At 58.3% G+C, this 15,343-nt stretch carries 13 protein-coding genes; 4 read left to right on the forward strand and 9 right to left on the reverse strand.

Annotated elements, in window-relative coordinates; translation table 11 throughout:
- Window positions 1-154: 154 nt before the first annotated feature.
- Window positions 155-976 (reverse strand): metallophosphoesterase, encoded by an 822-nt coding sequence (locus RDA78_RS09705; RefSeq protein ID WP_434055109.1) that lies wholly within the window; start codon window positions 974-976, stop codon window positions 155-157.
- Between the two features lie 329 nt (window positions 977-1,305).
- On the opposite strand from RDA78_RS09705, the gene RDA78_RS09710 reads away from it, so the two are divergent.
- From RDA78_RS09710 to RDA78_RS09725, 4 genes are all read left to right on the forward strand, one after another.
- Window positions 1,306-2,463 carry an ABC transporter ATP-binding protein gene (locus RDA78_RS09710; RefSeq protein WP_434055110.1) on the forward strand — a complete coding sequence of 386 codons (1,158 nt, stop codon included), beginning with the start codon at window positions 1,306-1,308 and terminating at the stop codon, window positions 2,461-2,463.
- The gene (locus RDA78_RS09715; protein WP_434055111.1) at window positions 2,460-3,368 is read left to right on the forward strand and encodes a carbohydrate ABC transporter permease; all 909 of its coding nucleotides are present in this window, start codon (window positions 2,460-2,462) and stop codon (window positions 3,366-3,368) included. Before RDA78_RS09710 ends, RDA78_RS09715 begins: the two co-directional genes overlap by 4 nt.
- Before the next feature lie 118 nt (window positions 3,369-3,486).
- Complete coding sequence (locus RDA78_RS09720; RefSeq protein WP_434056131.1) at window positions 3,487-4,248, forward strand: carbohydrate ABC transporter permease; 762 nt, start codon at window positions 3,487-3,489, stop codon at window positions 4,246-4,248.
- Between the two features lie 29 nt (window positions 4,249-4,277).
- A complete protein-coding gene (locus tag RDA78_RS09725; RefSeq protein WP_434055112.1) occupies window positions 4,278-5,567 on the forward strand; it encodes an ABC transporter substrate-binding protein in 1,290 nt (429 codons plus the stop codon).
- A gap of 149 nt (window positions 5,568-5,716) precedes the next feature.
- On the opposite strand, the gene RDA78_RS09730 is transcribed toward RDA78_RS09725, so the two are convergent.
- From RDA78_RS09730 to RDA78_RS09765, 8 genes are all read right to left on the reverse strand, one after another.
- A complete protein-coding gene (locus RDA78_RS09730; protein WP_434055113.1) occupies window positions 5,717-6,445 on the reverse strand; it encodes a GntR family transcriptional regulator in 729 nt (242 codons plus the stop codon).
- 174 nt (window positions 6,446-6,619) lie between these two features.
- Window positions 6,620-8,326 (reverse strand): dipeptide ABC transporter ATP-binding protein, encoded by a 1,707-nt coding sequence (locus tag RDA78_RS09735; protein ID WP_434055114.1) that lies wholly within the window; start codon window positions 8,324-8,326, stop codon window positions 6,620-6,622.
- Window positions 8,319-9,176 (reverse strand): ABC transporter permease, encoded by an 858-nt coding sequence (locus tag RDA78_RS09740; RefSeq protein ID WP_434055115.1) that lies wholly within the window; start codon window positions 9,174-9,176, stop codon window positions 8,319-8,321. The genes RDA78_RS09735 and RDA78_RS09740 overlap by 8 nt, the downstream gene beginning before the upstream one ends.
- Window positions 9,177-10,097, reverse strand: a complete 921-nt coding sequence (locus RDA78_RS09745; protein ID WP_434055116.1) for an ABC transporter permease — start codon at window positions 10,095-10,097, stop codon at window positions 9,177-9,179. It lies immediately after the preceding gene.
- A 53-nt stretch (window positions 10,098-10,150) separates the two neighbouring features.
- Window positions 10,151-11,680, reverse strand: a complete 1,530-nt coding sequence (locus RDA78_RS09750) for an ABC transporter substrate-binding protein (RefSeq protein ID WP_434055117.1) — start codon at window positions 11,678-11,680, stop codon at window positions 10,151-10,153.
- A 22-nt stretch (window positions 11,681-11,702) separates the two neighbouring features.
- Window positions 11,703-12,602, reverse strand: coding sequence for a CehA/McbA family metallohydrolase (locus RDA78_RS09755; protein WP_434055118.1), 900 nt, complete (start codon window positions 12,600-12,602; stop codon window positions 11,703-11,705).
- A gap of 101 nt (window positions 12,603-12,703) precedes the next feature.
- A complete protein-coding gene (locus RDA78_RS09760; RefSeq protein ID WP_434055119.1) occupies window positions 12,704-14,251 on the reverse strand; it encodes an ABC transporter substrate-binding protein in 1,548 nt (515 codons plus the stop codon).
- Between the two features lie 22 nt (window positions 14,252-14,273).
- The gene (locus RDA78_RS09765; RefSeq protein WP_434055120.1) at window positions 14,274-15,167 is read right to left on the reverse strand and encodes a PHP domain-containing protein; all 894 of its coding nucleotides are present in this window, start codon (window positions 15,165-15,167) and stop codon (window positions 14,274-14,276) included.
- Between the last annotated feature and the right edge of the window lie 176 nt (window positions 15,168-15,343).

Raw genomic sequence — 15,343 nt, forward strand, 5'->3', positions numbered from 1 at the left:
AAATGAGCGACTGCTTGGCGCAAAATCACTTTTTAAATCGGCGCCCTCCATGGGCGGCTTTTTTATTTTGATGCAACGAGAACGAACGCGGGTTTCTTCCAGAAACCAGGTTTTCGCCCAGCTGCGGGAGGACCCAGACTGGTCGCTGTTTTTCCTAACTCCAACCGAAAAGGTCAGGCGCCAGGACGAGATGGCGGTCCAGGAAGTTTTCCATATGGACGACGACCGACGCTTCGTCGCAGAGCACCACGGCCAGTTGTCCCGGGCCTTCGCGCCGCGGTACCGGCCCGCCTGGAACGGGTCCGGAGCGGCTTTCCAGCATCGGTTCGATGGAATAGTGACCACCGCCGAGCGTGCAGAACGGAATGCCGCGCACGGTTCCGGCCGTGGTCATGTGGACATGACCGCTGATCACCTGCCGGACGTCGGGATGACGGGATACGACATCGATCAGTGCCTCCGGCTCTTCCAGGATGATGAAGTCAGTTTGCACATGGAATTTCGTGATGTTGTGATGAAGCACGATCACGACCGGCCGGTCCATCGCCCGATCCAACTGTTTGCTGAGCCAGTCGAGTTGGGCCTTTGACAGGCGTCCCGACCCCATCAGTTCCGGCTCCGAACTGTCCAGGACGATGACGCGATATCCCTCAGCATCGATGACATGATCGAGATTGCCGGTCTCGCTTGCAAGGTCATTCCCGAAGATGTCGAGAAAGGTCGGTCTGTCGTCATGGTTTCCGAGCGTCAGGTATGTGGGGGTGTTCAGGCGTTCGAGCTCCGTCTTTAGCCTTTTATATGCCGCTGCTTCGCCGTGATCGGCCAGATCTCCGGCGCAGATGACAAAGTCGGCATCGCCGTGGGTTTCATTCACGTAATCGACGGCCTGGGTCAGCCGGTCGAGCGTGTCGAGCCCGTGGCTGAGTTTTCCTTCCGGGACGATATGCAGATCGGAAAGAATGATGAATTTGAGCATATCGATACCCTTTGATGCTGAATGTCATGTTTTGTGGATGAGGAACCTGCGCGTGCGGCCCAAGCGACTGGCTGACAAAGAACCAATTTGAAGCGCTATTTTTCGAGCGGATACTTACAGCTCTCGCGCATGACAGCATTTTGAAAAAAATCAGAAGTTTTTGTAAAAATTAAGCGAAATAACAGTTTGTATCGTTTGTCTGTATTTATTTCAGCGCGCTATTTTTCACTGTCGCTAAACGAATACACATAGTGGCTTTGTTTGCGATCTTTTGAAAATAAAATGTCGCAAAACATGTCGATGCTCCTCCCGTTCCGCGGAGTGAGTGCATGGCCGAAGTTCGATTACAAAATGTCTCCAAGACCTTTGGCGAGGTCGATGTCTTGAAATCCGTCTCCCTTGACGTGCGGGATGGCGAGTTCCTGACATTGATCGGCGCATCCGGCTGCGGGAAATCGACCCTGTTACGGATCATTGCCGGCCTTGAGGCACAGACCAGCGGGAGCGTCACGATCGGCAGCCGCGCCGTTGATCACCTTCGTCCGAAGGACCGCCGCATCGCCATGGTGTTTCAGTCCTACGCACTCTACCCGCACATGACCGTCGCCCAGAATATGGCGACGCCGCTGGAGATCGACCGCTGCTATCTTGCCGAACGATTGCCGCTTTTGCGGTTCCTGTCGCCGCGCCGCAAGCGGTTGCAGGCAGAGATCCGTGAGGATGTTCTAAAAACCGCAGAACAGCTGAAGATCGAGCCGTTGCTCGGCCGGCGGCCGTCGCAATTGTCCGGCGGCCAGCGGCAGCGCGTCGCGCTTGGCCGGGCGATGGTGCGCCAGCCGGACGTGTTCCTGATGGATGAACCGTTGTCGAATCTCGACGCATCGCTACGTGTTCACATGCGTAAGGAGCTGGCCGCGCTGCATGCAGAACTTGGTGCAACCTTTATCTATGTGACCCACGACCAGGTCGAGGCGATGACCATGTCGGACCGTGTCGCGCTGATGGAAGCGGGCGAGGTTTTACAGGTGGGTGCACCGCAGGAACTCTATCAGCGTCCGGCAAACACCCGCGTCGCGGCGTTCCTCGGCAGCCCAAAGATAAACCTGCTCGATGCGGATGTTGACGCGTCAGGCGCTTTGAGCCTCTTCGGTCAACCCCTCAGCGTGGAGGCAGGCCCCGGTGCAAAGATCGGTCTGCGTCCGGAGGCGGTCATCCTCGCAGCGCCGCAAACAGCAGGGTCAGTCGCCGGCCGTCTCGTAGCCATGGAAGATCTTGGCCACGAAACCGTTCTCGACCTGGATGTCGACGGCAAAAGGGTGACGTTGCGCACAACGACGAACGCGATAACCGCGGCGCGCGATGCCGGCTGGATTGGCGACAATGTCTTTGTCACATTCGACCTTTCGCAACTGCTCGTCTTCGACGGGGACGGCAACAGGATCGAAACCGCAAAGGCGAGCGCCCCGGCGCAGGCGGCGGCCCAATGACCGGGACGTCACCGGAAGGGGTCGCGCGCCAGGAGCTGACCCAGGCACGATATGGCTACGCCTTTGCGTTGCCCGCCATGTTGCTGATTTTCGGCATTATCCTAGGCCCCAGCCTCGTGGTGATCGGCATCAGCCTGACCGATTACGAACTGGGCGCTCTCGACTGGCGTTGGGTTGGTCTTGGGAACTACCAGGAAATGCTGGGTGACCGGACTTTCTGGCGATCGATCTCCAACACTTTCACCTATGTAGCGATCCTTGTCCCGTCGGCCGTGCTGCTGGGTCTGGCGGTGGCGATCATGGTCCATGCGCGCACTCGCACAAAACGGATCTACGAGGTTATCTACTTCCTTCCCGTGACGACCACGCTGGTTGCCATGGCAATTGTCTGGAACTTCGTGCTTCACAGCAAGATCGGTCCGGTCAATGCCGTCATCGTCGCGCTCGGGTTCGAACCGATCGGATTTTTCAGCGACCGCGATGTCGTCCTGTTTTCGCTGGCGCTGATCGCCCTTTGGCAGCTTATCGGCTTCAACATGATCCTGTTTATCGCGGGGCTTTCTGCGATCCCGCAGGATCTTTATGACGCAGCAGCGGTGGACGGTGCCGATGGCTGGGTCGACAGGTTTCTGCGCGTCACCTGGCCGATGCTCGGGCCAACAACGATGTTCGTGGTTGTGACGACAACCATCACGGCGTTCAAGGTTTTTGATACGGTTGCCGTTTTGACAAATGGCGGGCCACGCGGCGCGTCCGAGGTGCTGCTCTTTTCCATCTACCTTGAGGGCTTTGAGTATTTCCGCATCGGATACGCCTCGGCGCTCACCGTCGCGTTTCTGACTTTCATTCTTCTTTTCTCCGTCGTTCAGGCCTGGGTGATTGACCGCAATGTCCACTACCGCTGAACCCTTCGCGCCGCAGGGCGCCTCTACGGAGTCCGTCTCCGTCACCTTCCATCGTTTGGGCAAGTTCGGGCGGCTGGCGCTCACCCATGCGCTGCTTCTGTCCGGCGTTGTTTTCGTGATGCTGCCGATCATCTGGATGTTGCTGACCTCTATGAAACCGGGCAACGAGATTTTTTCGGCCGGCCTGGACGTCCTTCCGAAAAATCCTCAGCCGGTGGAGAATTACACCTATGCGCTGACGTCCATCCCGCTGATGCGGATGATGCTGAACGGTGCAATCGTGTGCGGCGGTATATTGATCGTGCAGCTGTTGACATCGATCCCCTGTGCCTATGCGCTCGCCAAGATCAAGTTTCGTGCAGCCCCATGGGTTTTCTCGCTTGTGCTGCTGGGACTGTGTATCCCGATCCAGGTTCCGGCCCTACCGCTTTACCTAGCGCTTGCCAATCTCGGTCTGCTCAACACTTATTTCGCGTTGATGCTGCCGTTCTTCCTGTCGGTCTTCGCGATCTTCCTTTTCCGACAATTCTTCAAGAGCTTTCCCGACGAGATCATCCAGGCCGCGCGTGTCGATGGCATGAGCGAATTCGAGATCGTCTGGCGGGTCGTGACACCAGCCGCGTGGCCCGCGATCGCCGCCTTCTCGATCTTCTCCATCGCGGCCCATTGGAACGACCTCTACTGGCCGCTCATCGTGATTTCGAAAGACTCGCTCGCAACCCCGCCTCTGGGAGTCGCGTTCTTCTTCGATCCGGAATCCGGAACGGATTTCGGCTCACTCATGGCCGCGGCCACGATCATTTCCGCGCCGCTTGTCATCGCGTTTCTCGTCGCGCAACGCCAGTTCATCCAGGGGATCACAATGACCGGGGTGAAGTAGCCACCGTCTTCAAAACGAAGGAGAGTTCCATGAAATTTACCCTGAAATTGCTCGCGGCAGTGAGCGTCATCACGATGGGCTTTGCCGGCCCCGGCGCAGCACAGGACAAGACCAAGCTAGAGGTCTTCCATGCCTGGGCCGGACACCAGCGCTTTCACAAGCCGATTGCGGAAGAGTTCATGGCCCAGAACCCGGACATCGAGATCGAGTTCCGCGCCCCGGGTGCAGACTACGGTGCTGCGCATCTTTCGGTTCTGCGTGCGTCGCTGGCAAACGACCTGCCGGACGTATACTACTCAGGCTACCATCTCCTGCCGCCGGCAGCGCGCATTCTGTCCGAGCGAGAAGTCATCGTGCCGCTGACCGATTTCATTGCCGCAGAAGGCGACGGCTGGATCGAAGAAAACTACGCGCCGAACATCATCGCGCTCGGTGCCGTGGATGGTGTCCAGTATGCGATGCCGTTCAACGCCTCGACACCGATCGTCCATTACAATGCCGACCTCATCCGCCAGGCCGGGGGCGACCCTGAAAATCTGCCAACCAACTGGGATGAGCTGATCGAGCTGGCTGCAAAAATCAACGCATTGGGCGACGAAACCTACGGAATGTCCTACGACGCTCACAATTTCTGGGACGATTGGCTCTTCCAGGCGCTCATCAAGCAAGCCGGCGGCCGGATGATGAATGAAGATGAGACGGCTGTTGCGTGGAACAACGAAATCGGTCTCGATGCGATGAAACTTGCTGTCCGTTTTGTCGAAGAGGGCGGCATGCCGCTTATCACCAAGGAAGAAAGCGTGACGCTGTTCTGCGCCGGCAAGAAGGGTATTCATTTCACGTCCACTGCTTCTGTGCGCAGGTTTGGCGAATGTTCGGAGGGCAATTTCGAGTATGTCACCGGCACCTATCCGGTTACTAACACCGAAAACGGCGGTGTGCCGACAGGCGGCAATGCTGCGATGATCCTGACAAGCGACAAGAAAAAGCAGGAAGCGGCATGGCGTTTTGTGAAGTTCGTTTCCGGACCGAAAGGTCAGGAGATCGCGGTCCTCGGATCCGGCTACATGCCCACCAACAAGCTGGCTGCCGGACCGGACTATCTCGGCGATCACTACGAGAACTTCCCGAACTGGACGACGTCGCTCAAGCAGATCGAACGAGCGCAGACATGGTACGGCTATCCGGGCACGAACAGCGTCAAGATCGGCCGTGTTCAAATGGAGATCTTTGCCGAACTGATGAACGGCGACTTGACACCGGAAGCAGCACTTGAAGCCATGGTTGCAGAAACCGAGGCCCTGCTGCCGCGCAACTGATCGGCCGCAAGCTTTGCCGGGCCGCCAATCGGCGGCTCGGTACTTTTTCAAAGAATTTTTGATGTCCAAGGCTTCGCCGGGCATGCCGAACGGCATTCGGGACTGTTGATGCGAGTGTGCGGGACCGAAGTCGGCGACCTTGTCGGGGATCACGCCTTGAAGGTCACGCGATCACTCCTGCAAACGGCTTCAGAGACCTCCACGACACAATCGCCATCACCGACATTGACACCAATCGTCGTCAATACCGGCTGGGTCCTTGGGATCTCCAGTATCAGCGCTTCGTGTGCGGTTGGAAGACGCGCGGATATCGACGTCTCACGCCTCAGGAAATCCGAGATGCCGCACTGTGCGAGGGCGGCTGTGACACTGCCGTGGTGGCCGATCAGATCAAGGATGCTCTGGAAACGGGGAGAAAGCGGATAGTAGTGCCGCGCCAGGATCGCCGGACGGTCTTCAACGACGCGAACGAATTCTGCCCTTTGAACCTGGGCACCTATCCTCAGTCCAAACGCTTTTGCAACATGATCCGGAGCTGATCTGCGCATTCGCCCGACCATCTTCAGGGTCGTCTCCTTGCCTTCAACGGAGAGGTTTGCGTTAAACCGCGTCCGTGCGCTCAAACGATAGACAAACGTGTCTTCGGAAACGAAATTTCCCTTGCCGCGCCAACCCGTAACGTGACCGCTTCGTTTCAGCTGCTCGATCGCCTTGCGTGCCTGATGGATCGACGTACCTGACTGGCTGGCGAGTTTTTCGAGGGACGGAAGCCTTGTTCCTGGAAGCAGGCTTCTTTCATCGATCTTAGCGCGGAGAGCGCCTGCAATGTCTCGCCAATGCGCTTCGGGTTCGAACGTTTTGTGAGCAGGAGAATCCATAGCAGTAAACTCCGGTTTTCGGCTACCGCTGACACGAACTTCTGGCGTCACTTTATGGGTCGTGGTGCCAAGCCAACACAGGTAAACTAGCGCACAGCCGCTTACTTTGCGTGAACCTTAAGTGAAGCATTTGTGTAACCGACTGCCCGGTCACATGCGCGTAAAGTGGAGCGATCAGCCTTTGCCGGCCATCGTTGTACGCACAGCCACTTTGTCCAAGGGTGAGTTCTGACCGGGAATGCTGGATATCAGTTTTTGGCTATACGCGGTTCTTGGGTGGTCGAAGACATCAGCTGTCGAACCCGTTTCGACAATCCGGCCGTTATGCATGACCGAGACTTTGCATGACAATTCGCGCACAACGCCAAGGTCATGAGAGATCAAGAGCATGGCCAGACCAAGTTCGGCCTGCAATTCACCGAAGAGGTCTAGAATTTGCGCCTGGACGGAAACGTCGAGTGCCGTCACCGGTTCGTCAGCGATCAATAGCTTTGGTTTTGTCGCGATTGCGCGGGCGATGCAGACGCGTTGGCGTTGGCCTCCGGAAACCTCGTGCGGATACCGGTTCATCAATGCGGTCGGCAGGCGCACGCGGTCAAAAAGCCGATGCACCTCCTCTCTGGCGTCCTCCAAGGCCATTCCGTTGATGACAAGTCCTTCGGCTGCCGAATGACCCAAAGACATGCGCGGATTGAGCGCGGTTGCGCTGTCCTGATAAACGACCTGCACGTTTCTGCGAAGATCCCGCCGGTGCACTCCGCGAACAGCATATGGCGTTGTCCCGCAGGTTTTGATGCTGCCGCTGTCGGGTTTTAAAAAACCAAGCGCAAGACGACCGAACGTGGATTTGCCGGAGCCGGATTCTCCTACAAGTCCATGGACTTCGCCGGGTTCTATGTCGAGCGATACATCTTGAAGCACAAACCGATGGCTGCCACGGCCAAACAGCCGCGAACGATACCCGAAAGAAACCTTGTCGGTCGTCAGGACCGGGGCGCTTTTCGCCTTGCCGCCTGTTTTTTTGGTCGAACCAATGGCTGCTGGATCTGTTGGGCGTCGGCGGCTCCCCATTCCCGGCCGGCTGGCAAGCAGGGCGCGCGTGTAGGCATGTTCGGGAGCGGAAAACACCTTGGCAGAAGTCCCTATTTCGACGATCTCACCCGCATACATGACGGCGACCCGATCAGCAATCTCCGCCACGACGCCCAGATCATGAGAGATGAAAAGCATCCCCATGCCCCGGACGTCCTGGATCGATTTCAGGAGCATGAGGATTTGTGCCTGCACTGTGACATCAAGGGCAGTGGTCGGTTCATCGGCGATCAAGGCAACTGGAAATCGAACGGCTGCAATGGCGATCATGACCCTTTGGCATTGTCCGCCGGAAAGCTGATGCGGAAACGCACGTATCGCGCGTTCCGGATCAGGCAGACCTATGGCCCGGACGATGTTGTACACCTGGTTCATGGCGGATTCGCGATCAATGCCCGGCTCCACCTGCCGCAAAGCCTCCTCGATCTGGTTTCCGATCCTGTGAACGGGATTCAACGCGGAAAGCGCGTCCTGGAAGATCATGCCGACGGCTCTCGCGCGCGCATCGCGAATGACGTCATCGCCTGCGCGCACCAAATCAGCACTGAAGGGTGCGTTGAGCGAAACCGAGCCTTCAATCTTAGTGCGATTTGGCGTGAACGGGAGCTGGTGCAGATGCAGGATCGCCTTTGCAAACGCCGATTTGCCGGCACCGCTTTCGCCAACAATCGCGACCGTCTCTCCGCGAAAAAGGTCCAGGTCGATACCACGGACGGCGTGAAGCCGGCCGCCGCCCGGCAATTGAAAATAGACGTGAACGTTTCGGGCACTCAGGAACGGTTCAGTCATCGCTCAAAACGTCAATTCGGTCACGGAGGCTGTCTCCGATGAGCTGAAACAGCAGGGTGATCGTCACAAGGACGATCGATGGCATTCCGGAGATCCACCAGGCGTTGATAAGATAATCGCGGCCGTCGCCGATCATCCGCCCGAGCGAGGCAGTCGGAGGCTGGACACCGACGCCGAGGAACGACAGGCCTGCCTCCATCAAGAGGACACCTGGAAAGGAAAGTGTGAGGATCACCACAAGCGGGGAAGCCAGGTTGGGCAGGATATGAAAAAGGGCAATTCGAACGGGACCGCCACCAAGCGCCCGTGACGCTTCTACATACCCTTCAGCCCTCAGGCTGAGAACCTGGCCGCGAACAAGGCGTGCATAAGCCTCCCATCGTATGAACCCAATCACAACGATCAACACCCAGATATCAGTTCCCAGAAGCGCGATGCCGCACAAAAGCAAGAGCAGGTCCGGCAGCGTGAGGAAAACGTCGGTCATGGTCATGACGGCGCGGTCGGTCCACGCACCGCCCAGGCCGGACAGCAATCCGAGGGAAATCCCCAGGAAGGCGCTGAAGATCAGGCCGAGCGTTGCAATTCCAAAGCTCGTGCGAATGCCGTAGATACAGCGGCTCAGAAGGTCGCGGCCAATATTGTCGGTGCCGAAGGGATGGGCCCAACTGCCGCCATCAATCCAGGCAGGCGGCTTGGATCTCGCCAAGAGATTGGTAAAATTCGGGTCGTGGGGCGCGACCACGGGCGCAAAGACCCCGACCGCAATAATGAACAGCAGGGCCGCCGCCGACACCGTGAGTGTATCGAACCTGAGCGTTCGTTGCTGCGGCGCGGCGGTGTCGGTCAATCAGGCCTCCACCCGGATGCGCGGATCGGCCGCGATGTAGCAGAAGTCGATAAGAAGGTTCACCATCACGACGATGCCGGCATAGGCAATCAACCCGAATTGCAGAACCGGAAAGTCCCGCCCTTCCACCGCATCGACGAGGACCCGGCCGACCCCGGGGAGCGAAAACACCGCTTCTACAAAGATTGTTCCATTCAGGAGGCCGGCGATTTCGAGACCGAGAACGGTGATCAGCGGAATCATGGCGTTTCGCAGGATATGGCCGCGGGCGACCTGGCCATCTGTCAGACCCTTGGAGACGGCCGTGTTGACATAGGCATGGCCGATGGCGTCCAGCATGGCTGCACGCATGAACCTTGCGATCGCTGCGATTATGGGAATGGCAAGGGTCACGACAGGCAAGATGTAGTGACGCGGCGTTTCAAGACCGGTTGTCGGCAGGACGCGCAGGTAATAGCCGAAAAACAGGATGAGCGCGATGCCGATCACGAAATGCGGTACGGCATACCCCAGAAAAGCAAAGCCCATGCCGGCGCGCGACGCGGGCGATGACCGATAGAGCGCTGAAAATGCACCGAGCGGAATACCGACCGCGATCGCCAAAAGCAGTGCGAGACCGCCGACGATAATCGTATAGGGCATGCGGTCGGCGAACATTTTCCAGACATGTTCGGATGTATAGAGAGAGCGGCCGAAATTGCCCTCGGCCACATTGCCGAGATAGCTCACGAACTGTTCTGGCCAGGGGCGGTCGAGCCCGTATTTCGCTTCCAGAGCCTCCAGATGCTCTGCCGTGATGCCTTCCGGATACATGACCTCAAACGGTGTGCCTGACAGACGAAGCGTCGCGAACGCGATCACAAGCACCAGAAACATGGTGACAAGCGCACGCGTCAGCCGGATCGACATGAAGTGAAACATCACAGTCCTGTAAGGCTAATGGCCCCCGGATGTTCCACCGGGGGCCATGTGTTTCAGTAGTTCTCGCCGATGGTCACTTCGCCGGCGCGCAGCGGCAGGACATAGGGGCGCTGTGCAACCGGGATTTCGAAAGACAAGCCATCGCGCATGCCGTAGAGCTCGTGCGGCTCGTAGAGCAGGATCCAGCCGGACTCTATTTCGGCAAGGTCGAGAAGCTTGCGGTAGGCGTCTTTGCGAACTTCCGGATCTGTGGAGTAACGCGCCTCTTCATAGGTCGTCTTCCACTCCGGGTGGGAGGGAGACCAGAGCGGCCCGCGGCTCGACACCCAGGACTTGTCCGACCAGTGGGTATCCATAGCGCCCATAGGATCCGGATAGTACATCGGGTTCGACCAAGCGCGCACGTTCATCCGTTCATAGTCGATCTCGTCGACCTCCTGGAGCTCGAGCTTGACGCCACATTCGGCCCATTGCTGCTGGATGACCTGTGCCGCCAGATCCCCGTAAAGGTAATAGGAGCGCGGGAACTGCGCCAGGACAGGCTCGCCGTTGTAGCCTGCCTCAGCCAGCAGACGCTTGCCTTCTTCCGGATCGAACTTGATCAGCTCAAGTCCTTCAATGAAATACGGCGCACCATATTCCTCGAACTGGTGGGCGAGAGGAACATGCGCCTTGCCACCCCACAGGCCATCGACCATGGCCTGGCGGTCCGTGCACAGGCGCAGGGCCTTGCGGACGAGGGGATTGTCGGTCGGTGGAGTGTTCTGGGCGATAATCCAGACGTGGAACATCGGCCAGGTGACACCCATGGTATTGATGCCATCGGCCTGGACGGCACTTTCCTGATCCGGCGGGATATTGGTCACCAGATCGAACTCGCCGTTGACGAGGCCGGTCACACGGGATGCAACCTCTTCCACATGTTTGAATTCGATTTTCTCAAAAGGGGCCTTTTCACCCCAGTAATCGTCGTAACGTTCCATGACGGCCAGGTCACGCGGCACGAACTCGGTCACCTTGTAAGGACCGGTGCCGACCGGGCTCAGGGCGGCATCTTCGAAACCCAGCTTCTCATAGTGCTCCTTTGAGGTGATACCGGCCGAACGGGCCGAGATCAGCGTCTCGAAATTTGGTTCGGCACGCAGGGTGTGGATACGCACCGTCAGCGGGTCCACCACTTCGACTTTCTCGAAATTGTAGAACCAGCGGCCCCAGGCAGCGGCAAATTCCGGGTCTTTTTCAAGGATCATCCGATTCAGCGAGAAGGCGACATCGTCGGCATCCATCGTCGTGCCGTCATGCATCTTGACGTTTTCACGTAGCTTGAGTTCCCAGACGGTCGGCTCAACCAGCTTCCACTCGGTGGCAAGACCCGGCTTGAACGTGAGCGGATTGGAGAAGCTGTCACGCTCAATCAGCGTGTCGTAGATCTGGTAGAGCATGGGGGCGCCGTTGTTACCGGTTTGGTCCTGCGGGTCCATGTTGGTGATGTGCGTGGAAAGCCCGACGCGCAATTCCTGAGCACCGGCGTTGGCACTCATCACCAGTGCCAACATTGCCGTCGATAGTAGAAGTTTTCTCATGAATTCCTCCTTGCTTAAGTGATCAATCGAGCCACAGCGCATTGGTCCAGGCCTGACGGCCGGAGGCGTCGCGCAACACCAGGCGGCACCAGCCTGTGCCGAACCGGTCAAGGGGCAGGTCCGCACGGGTCAGGGCCGTTCCCGAGACGTGCACGGCCTCACCGACATTGCCCACGAGCGTGACTTGGGTTGCAGACGAACAGCGAATTGAAAGCGTTCCGTTGTCACGTGTGATTGTCTCGATGACAGGACCCCGACTGGCGTAGTAGTCACCGGCCTTGAGTGCGGAAACCAAAGCCTCAGGCGTATTTTCCTGGGCTTTGACCATCACCCAGCCACCAAAGCCGTCCATGGCATTCTGCCGGAAGTGACTGTCATCGACGGCGATCCCGCCAAGGCTGCACCCTGCCTGGAGCGCAAGGTCCCAATGTACGGATCCATCTCCCCGCCCGTAGCGGATTGCGGCGGTGGTGTTGAAGACTTCAATGGCATGCGCCACATCGATTGACAGGATGTCGTCGATGGTCAGACCGGACAGGTACGGATGGGCAACGGCGACAAAGGCACCCGCTTCCGCAGCGCGTCTGGCGAGCTCTTGGCCGGTCTCGCCAGCAGCCGTGGGCGGGAAATCGTGGGGCAGCCCGACGGCAAGAATGTGCCAGTCCATGCCGCGTGAGGTTTGAGGGGCGTGTATCTCAGCTCCGATAATCGTCATGAACTTGTTGGAACGGAATTCGCTGGTGTCGGCGATTGCAAAGTTGAACCGGCTCATGAAGTGGTCGCTGAGGCAGATGAAGTCGTACCCTTCCGCCTCGTAGCGTTGGCAGACTTCCTCGGGCTCCAGCGCTCCGTCTGAAACGATCGAGTGACCGTGCAGATTGCCCCGCCAGAAACGGCCGGGACTGGAGAATGCGGAAAGCATGCTGTTACTCCTGAAAAGGGGGATCCCAATTGCCAGCGGTGCGGGGCACCGTCGCTTTGTCCGCGGGCGGTTTTGCCGCCCGCTAAAGGTTTGAAACGTGCTTACTTCTTCACGGTTATTTCGCCGCCGCGCAGCGGAATAACGTAGGGCCGTTGTGCGATCGGGATATCGAACGAGATGCCCTCGCGCATGGCATAAAGCTCATGGGGTTTGTAGAGCAGCAGCCAGCCTGACTCTTCCTCGGAAATCTCAAGAAGGCGCTGGTAGGCCGCGCGGCGTTTTTCCAGGTCCGTTTCGAACCTGGCGGCTTCGTAGGTTGCTTCCCATTCAGGATGCGAAGGGGTCCAGAGCTTGCGCTGCGATGCCCAGGATTTGGGCGACCAGTGCGTATCCATCGCACCCATGGGATCCGGGTAGTACATTGGGTTCGACCAGGTGCGGAAGTTGATGCTGTCGTGGGGCTGCGAGCCGTGAAAGGTCGCCCAGTCTTCTTCCTGGAGGCGCAAATTCAAACCGCATTCGGCCCATTGCTGCTGGATGACCTGCGCGGCGAGATCGCCATAAAGGTAGTAGTTTCCAGCATGCGAAACCACCATCTCCTCGCCGTTGTAGCCTGCCTCGGCAAGCAAACGGCGGCCTTCTTCAGGATCGTATTTGATGAGGTCAAGCCCCTCGATGTAAAGCGGTGCGCCATATTCGGCAAACTGGTGTGCCGTCGGTGTTTCGGCCAGACCGTTCCAGAGGCCATCGACAAGAGCCTTGCGGTCGGTGCAAAGGCGCAATGCCTGACGGACCAGCGGGTTGTCGGTGGGGGCGACGTTCTGGTGAATCAGCCACACATGGAACATGGGCCAGGTCACACCCTGGGTGCGGACACCCTCGACGTTAAGTGTATTCGCCTGATCAGGCGGTATGTTCGTGATTAAATCAAATTCGTTGTTCACTAGGCCTGTGATCCGGCTGGCCACCTCGGGCACGTGGAGCATTGTGACCTTGTCGAGCGCGGCAGGCTCTCCCCAGTGCTTGTCAAAGCGCTCAAGAACCAGGCTTTCGCCAGGCACGAATGTTGCGACCTTGTAAGGGCCGGTGCCGACCGGGTTGAGCTTGGCCGTGTCAAAGCCCACCTCTTCCTGGTAATCCTTCGACGTGATGCCGGCCGAGCGTGACGAGATCAAGGTCAGAAAGGCGGGTTCGGGTCGGAGGGTGTGAATGCGGATTGTGTAGGGATCGATGACCTCCGCATCCTTGAAATTGTAATGCCAGCGGCCCCACGCACTGAAGAATTCAGGGTCTTCGTGATGATACATGCGGTCGAGCGAGAACTCGACATCATCGGCATCGAAGGTGTCACCGTTGTGGAACACCACGCCTTCGCGCAACTTGAGTTCCCAGACCGTCGGTTCGATCTGGGTCCACTCCGTCGCAAGGCCAGGCTTGAACGAGAGCGGTGTTGAGAAACTGTCGCGCTCAATCAGCGTGTCGTAGATCTGATAGAGCATCGGCGCACCGGAATTGCCGGTGTTGTCCTGCGGGTCGAGACCTTTTTCGAATGTGGAAAGTGCGATGCGCATTTCCTGCGCCTGGACCGGCATCGTGGCGACGCCCAAACCCAGCGCGACCAGAGCCGTGGTCAACATAGGTTTTCTCATGAGGTTCTCCTTGGGTGAAAGGTCAGTCGAGCCAGATTGGGTTGGTCCAGGCGCGGGCACCGTCAGTTGCCCGGATCACCAGCCGCGCCCAGCCACCGACAAAGGGTTCCAGTGGCAGCTTCGCGCGCGCGATGCCCTCACCGAAAACATGCGTACTCTTAGCGCCGCGGCCGAGAAGCCAGACGCTGTCAACTGGTGAGGTTTCAACGTGGATCCAGTCGCCGTTCCGTTCGAGGTGAAGAATTTCTGCGCCGGTTGATGCGTAGTAGGCACCGCGCTTGAGCGCATCGAGCAAAGCGTCCGGCGATCCGGCTTCTGCCTTCACATTGACCCAGCCGCCAAGCGCGTCCCGCTGGTAGCGATGGACGTCATCGACAGCGATGGCGCCGAGTTTGCGGCCAGCCGTCAGCATTTGATCAAGGAGGTAGCCGCCTTCGCCGCGACCGGTCGCCGTGCAGATGCTGTTATGAACCTCAACAGCGTGGACACCCTCAGGCAGGCTGAGCCCGTCATCCAGCGTCAGTCCGTACCAGTCCGGGTGCGGAATGGCGACGAACGCGCCGGCATCAAGTGCGCGCTGCGCCAGCTGGGGCCCGGATTCACCCGCATCAGTCGGAGCGAAGTCCGGAGGAAGTCCGACGGCCAGAATATGCCAGATTTCGCCATTGCCGATGTTTCCCGAATGAAGCTCGGCGCCCAAAATCGTTGTGAAACCCGCGTTCCGGTAGGCTGACGTGTCAGTGACGGGAAATCCGTAGACCTCGCGAAAATGGTCGCTGAGACAAACGAAATCATACCCGGCGTCTTGATAGAACTTGCAGTGCCGTTCCGGCGAAAGATCGCCGTCTGAATTCGTGCTGTGTCCGTGCAGATTGCCTTTAAAAAAACGGCCAGGAGCCGAAAACGCGTCAAGCATTCGAGTGCCTCCGTATTACAAGACCTCTGCTAACGCTTGTTTGTGACGCGCGGGCTTCAAAGCGCCGATGCAGCGAAAGGGTCAAAGAACCTTCACGCAAACCTGCGAAGTATGCGCATGGCGCTGCTCTGTTTGATGATGCCGGGGTGCTATTCCTTTTGTGCCGATGGGTGTTG

Source organism: Roseibium sp., assembly GCF_051016195.1.
Taxonomy (GTDB): domain Bacteria; phylum Pseudomonadota; class Alphaproteobacteria; order Rhizobiales; family Stappiaceae; genus Roseibium.

Bases quoted from the DNA above. Each gene is read 5' to 3' on its own strand.
- RDA78_RS09765 (WP_434055120.1), bottom strand. From the start codon at position 15,167: ATGCTTGACGCGTTTTCGGCTCCTGGCCGTTTTTTTAAAGGCAATCTG.
- RDA78_RS09755 (WP_434055118.1), bottom strand. From the start codon at position 12,602: ATGCTTTCCGCATTCTCCAGTCCCGGCCGTTTCTGGCGGGGCAATCTG.
- RDA78_RS09725 (WP_434055112.1), top strand. From the start codon at position 4,278: ATGAAATTTACCCTGAAATTGCTCGCGGCAGTGAGCGTCATCACGATG.
- RDA78_RS09710 (WP_434055110.1), top strand. From the start codon at position 1,306: ATGGCCGAAGTTCGATTACAAAATGTCTCCAAGACCTTTGGCGAGGTC.
- RDA78_RS09760 (WP_434055119.1), bottom strand. From the start codon at position 14,251: ATGAGAAAACCTATGTTGACCACGGCTCTGGTCGCGCTGGGTTTGGGC.
- RDA78_RS09735 (WP_434055114.1), bottom strand. From the start codon at position 8,326: ATGACTGAACCGTTCCTGAGTGCCCGAAACGTTCACGTCTATTTTCAA.
- RDA78_RS09715 (WP_434055111.1), top strand. From the start codon at position 2,460: ATGACCGGGACGTCACCGGAAGGGGTCGCGCGCCAGGAGCTGACCCAG.
- RDA78_RS09705 (WP_434055109.1), bottom strand. From the start codon at position 976: ATGCTCAAATTCATCATTCTTTCCGATCTGCATATCGTCCCGGAAGGA.
- RDA78_RS09745 (WP_434055116.1), bottom strand. From the start codon at position 10,097: ATGTTTCACTTCATGTCGATCCGGCTGACGCGTGCGCTTGTCACCATG.
- RDA78_RS09750 (WP_434055117.1), bottom strand. From the start codon at position 11,680: ATGAGAAAACTTCTACTATCGACGGCAATGTTGGCACTGGTGATGAGT.
- RDA78_RS09720 (WP_434056131.1), top strand. From the start codon at position 3,487: ATGCTGCCGATCATCTGGATGTTGCTGACCTCTATGAAACCGGGCAAC.
- RDA78_RS09730 (WP_434055113.1), bottom strand. From the start codon at position 6,445: ATGGATTCTCCTGCTCACAAAACGTTCGAACCCGAAGCGCATTGGCGA.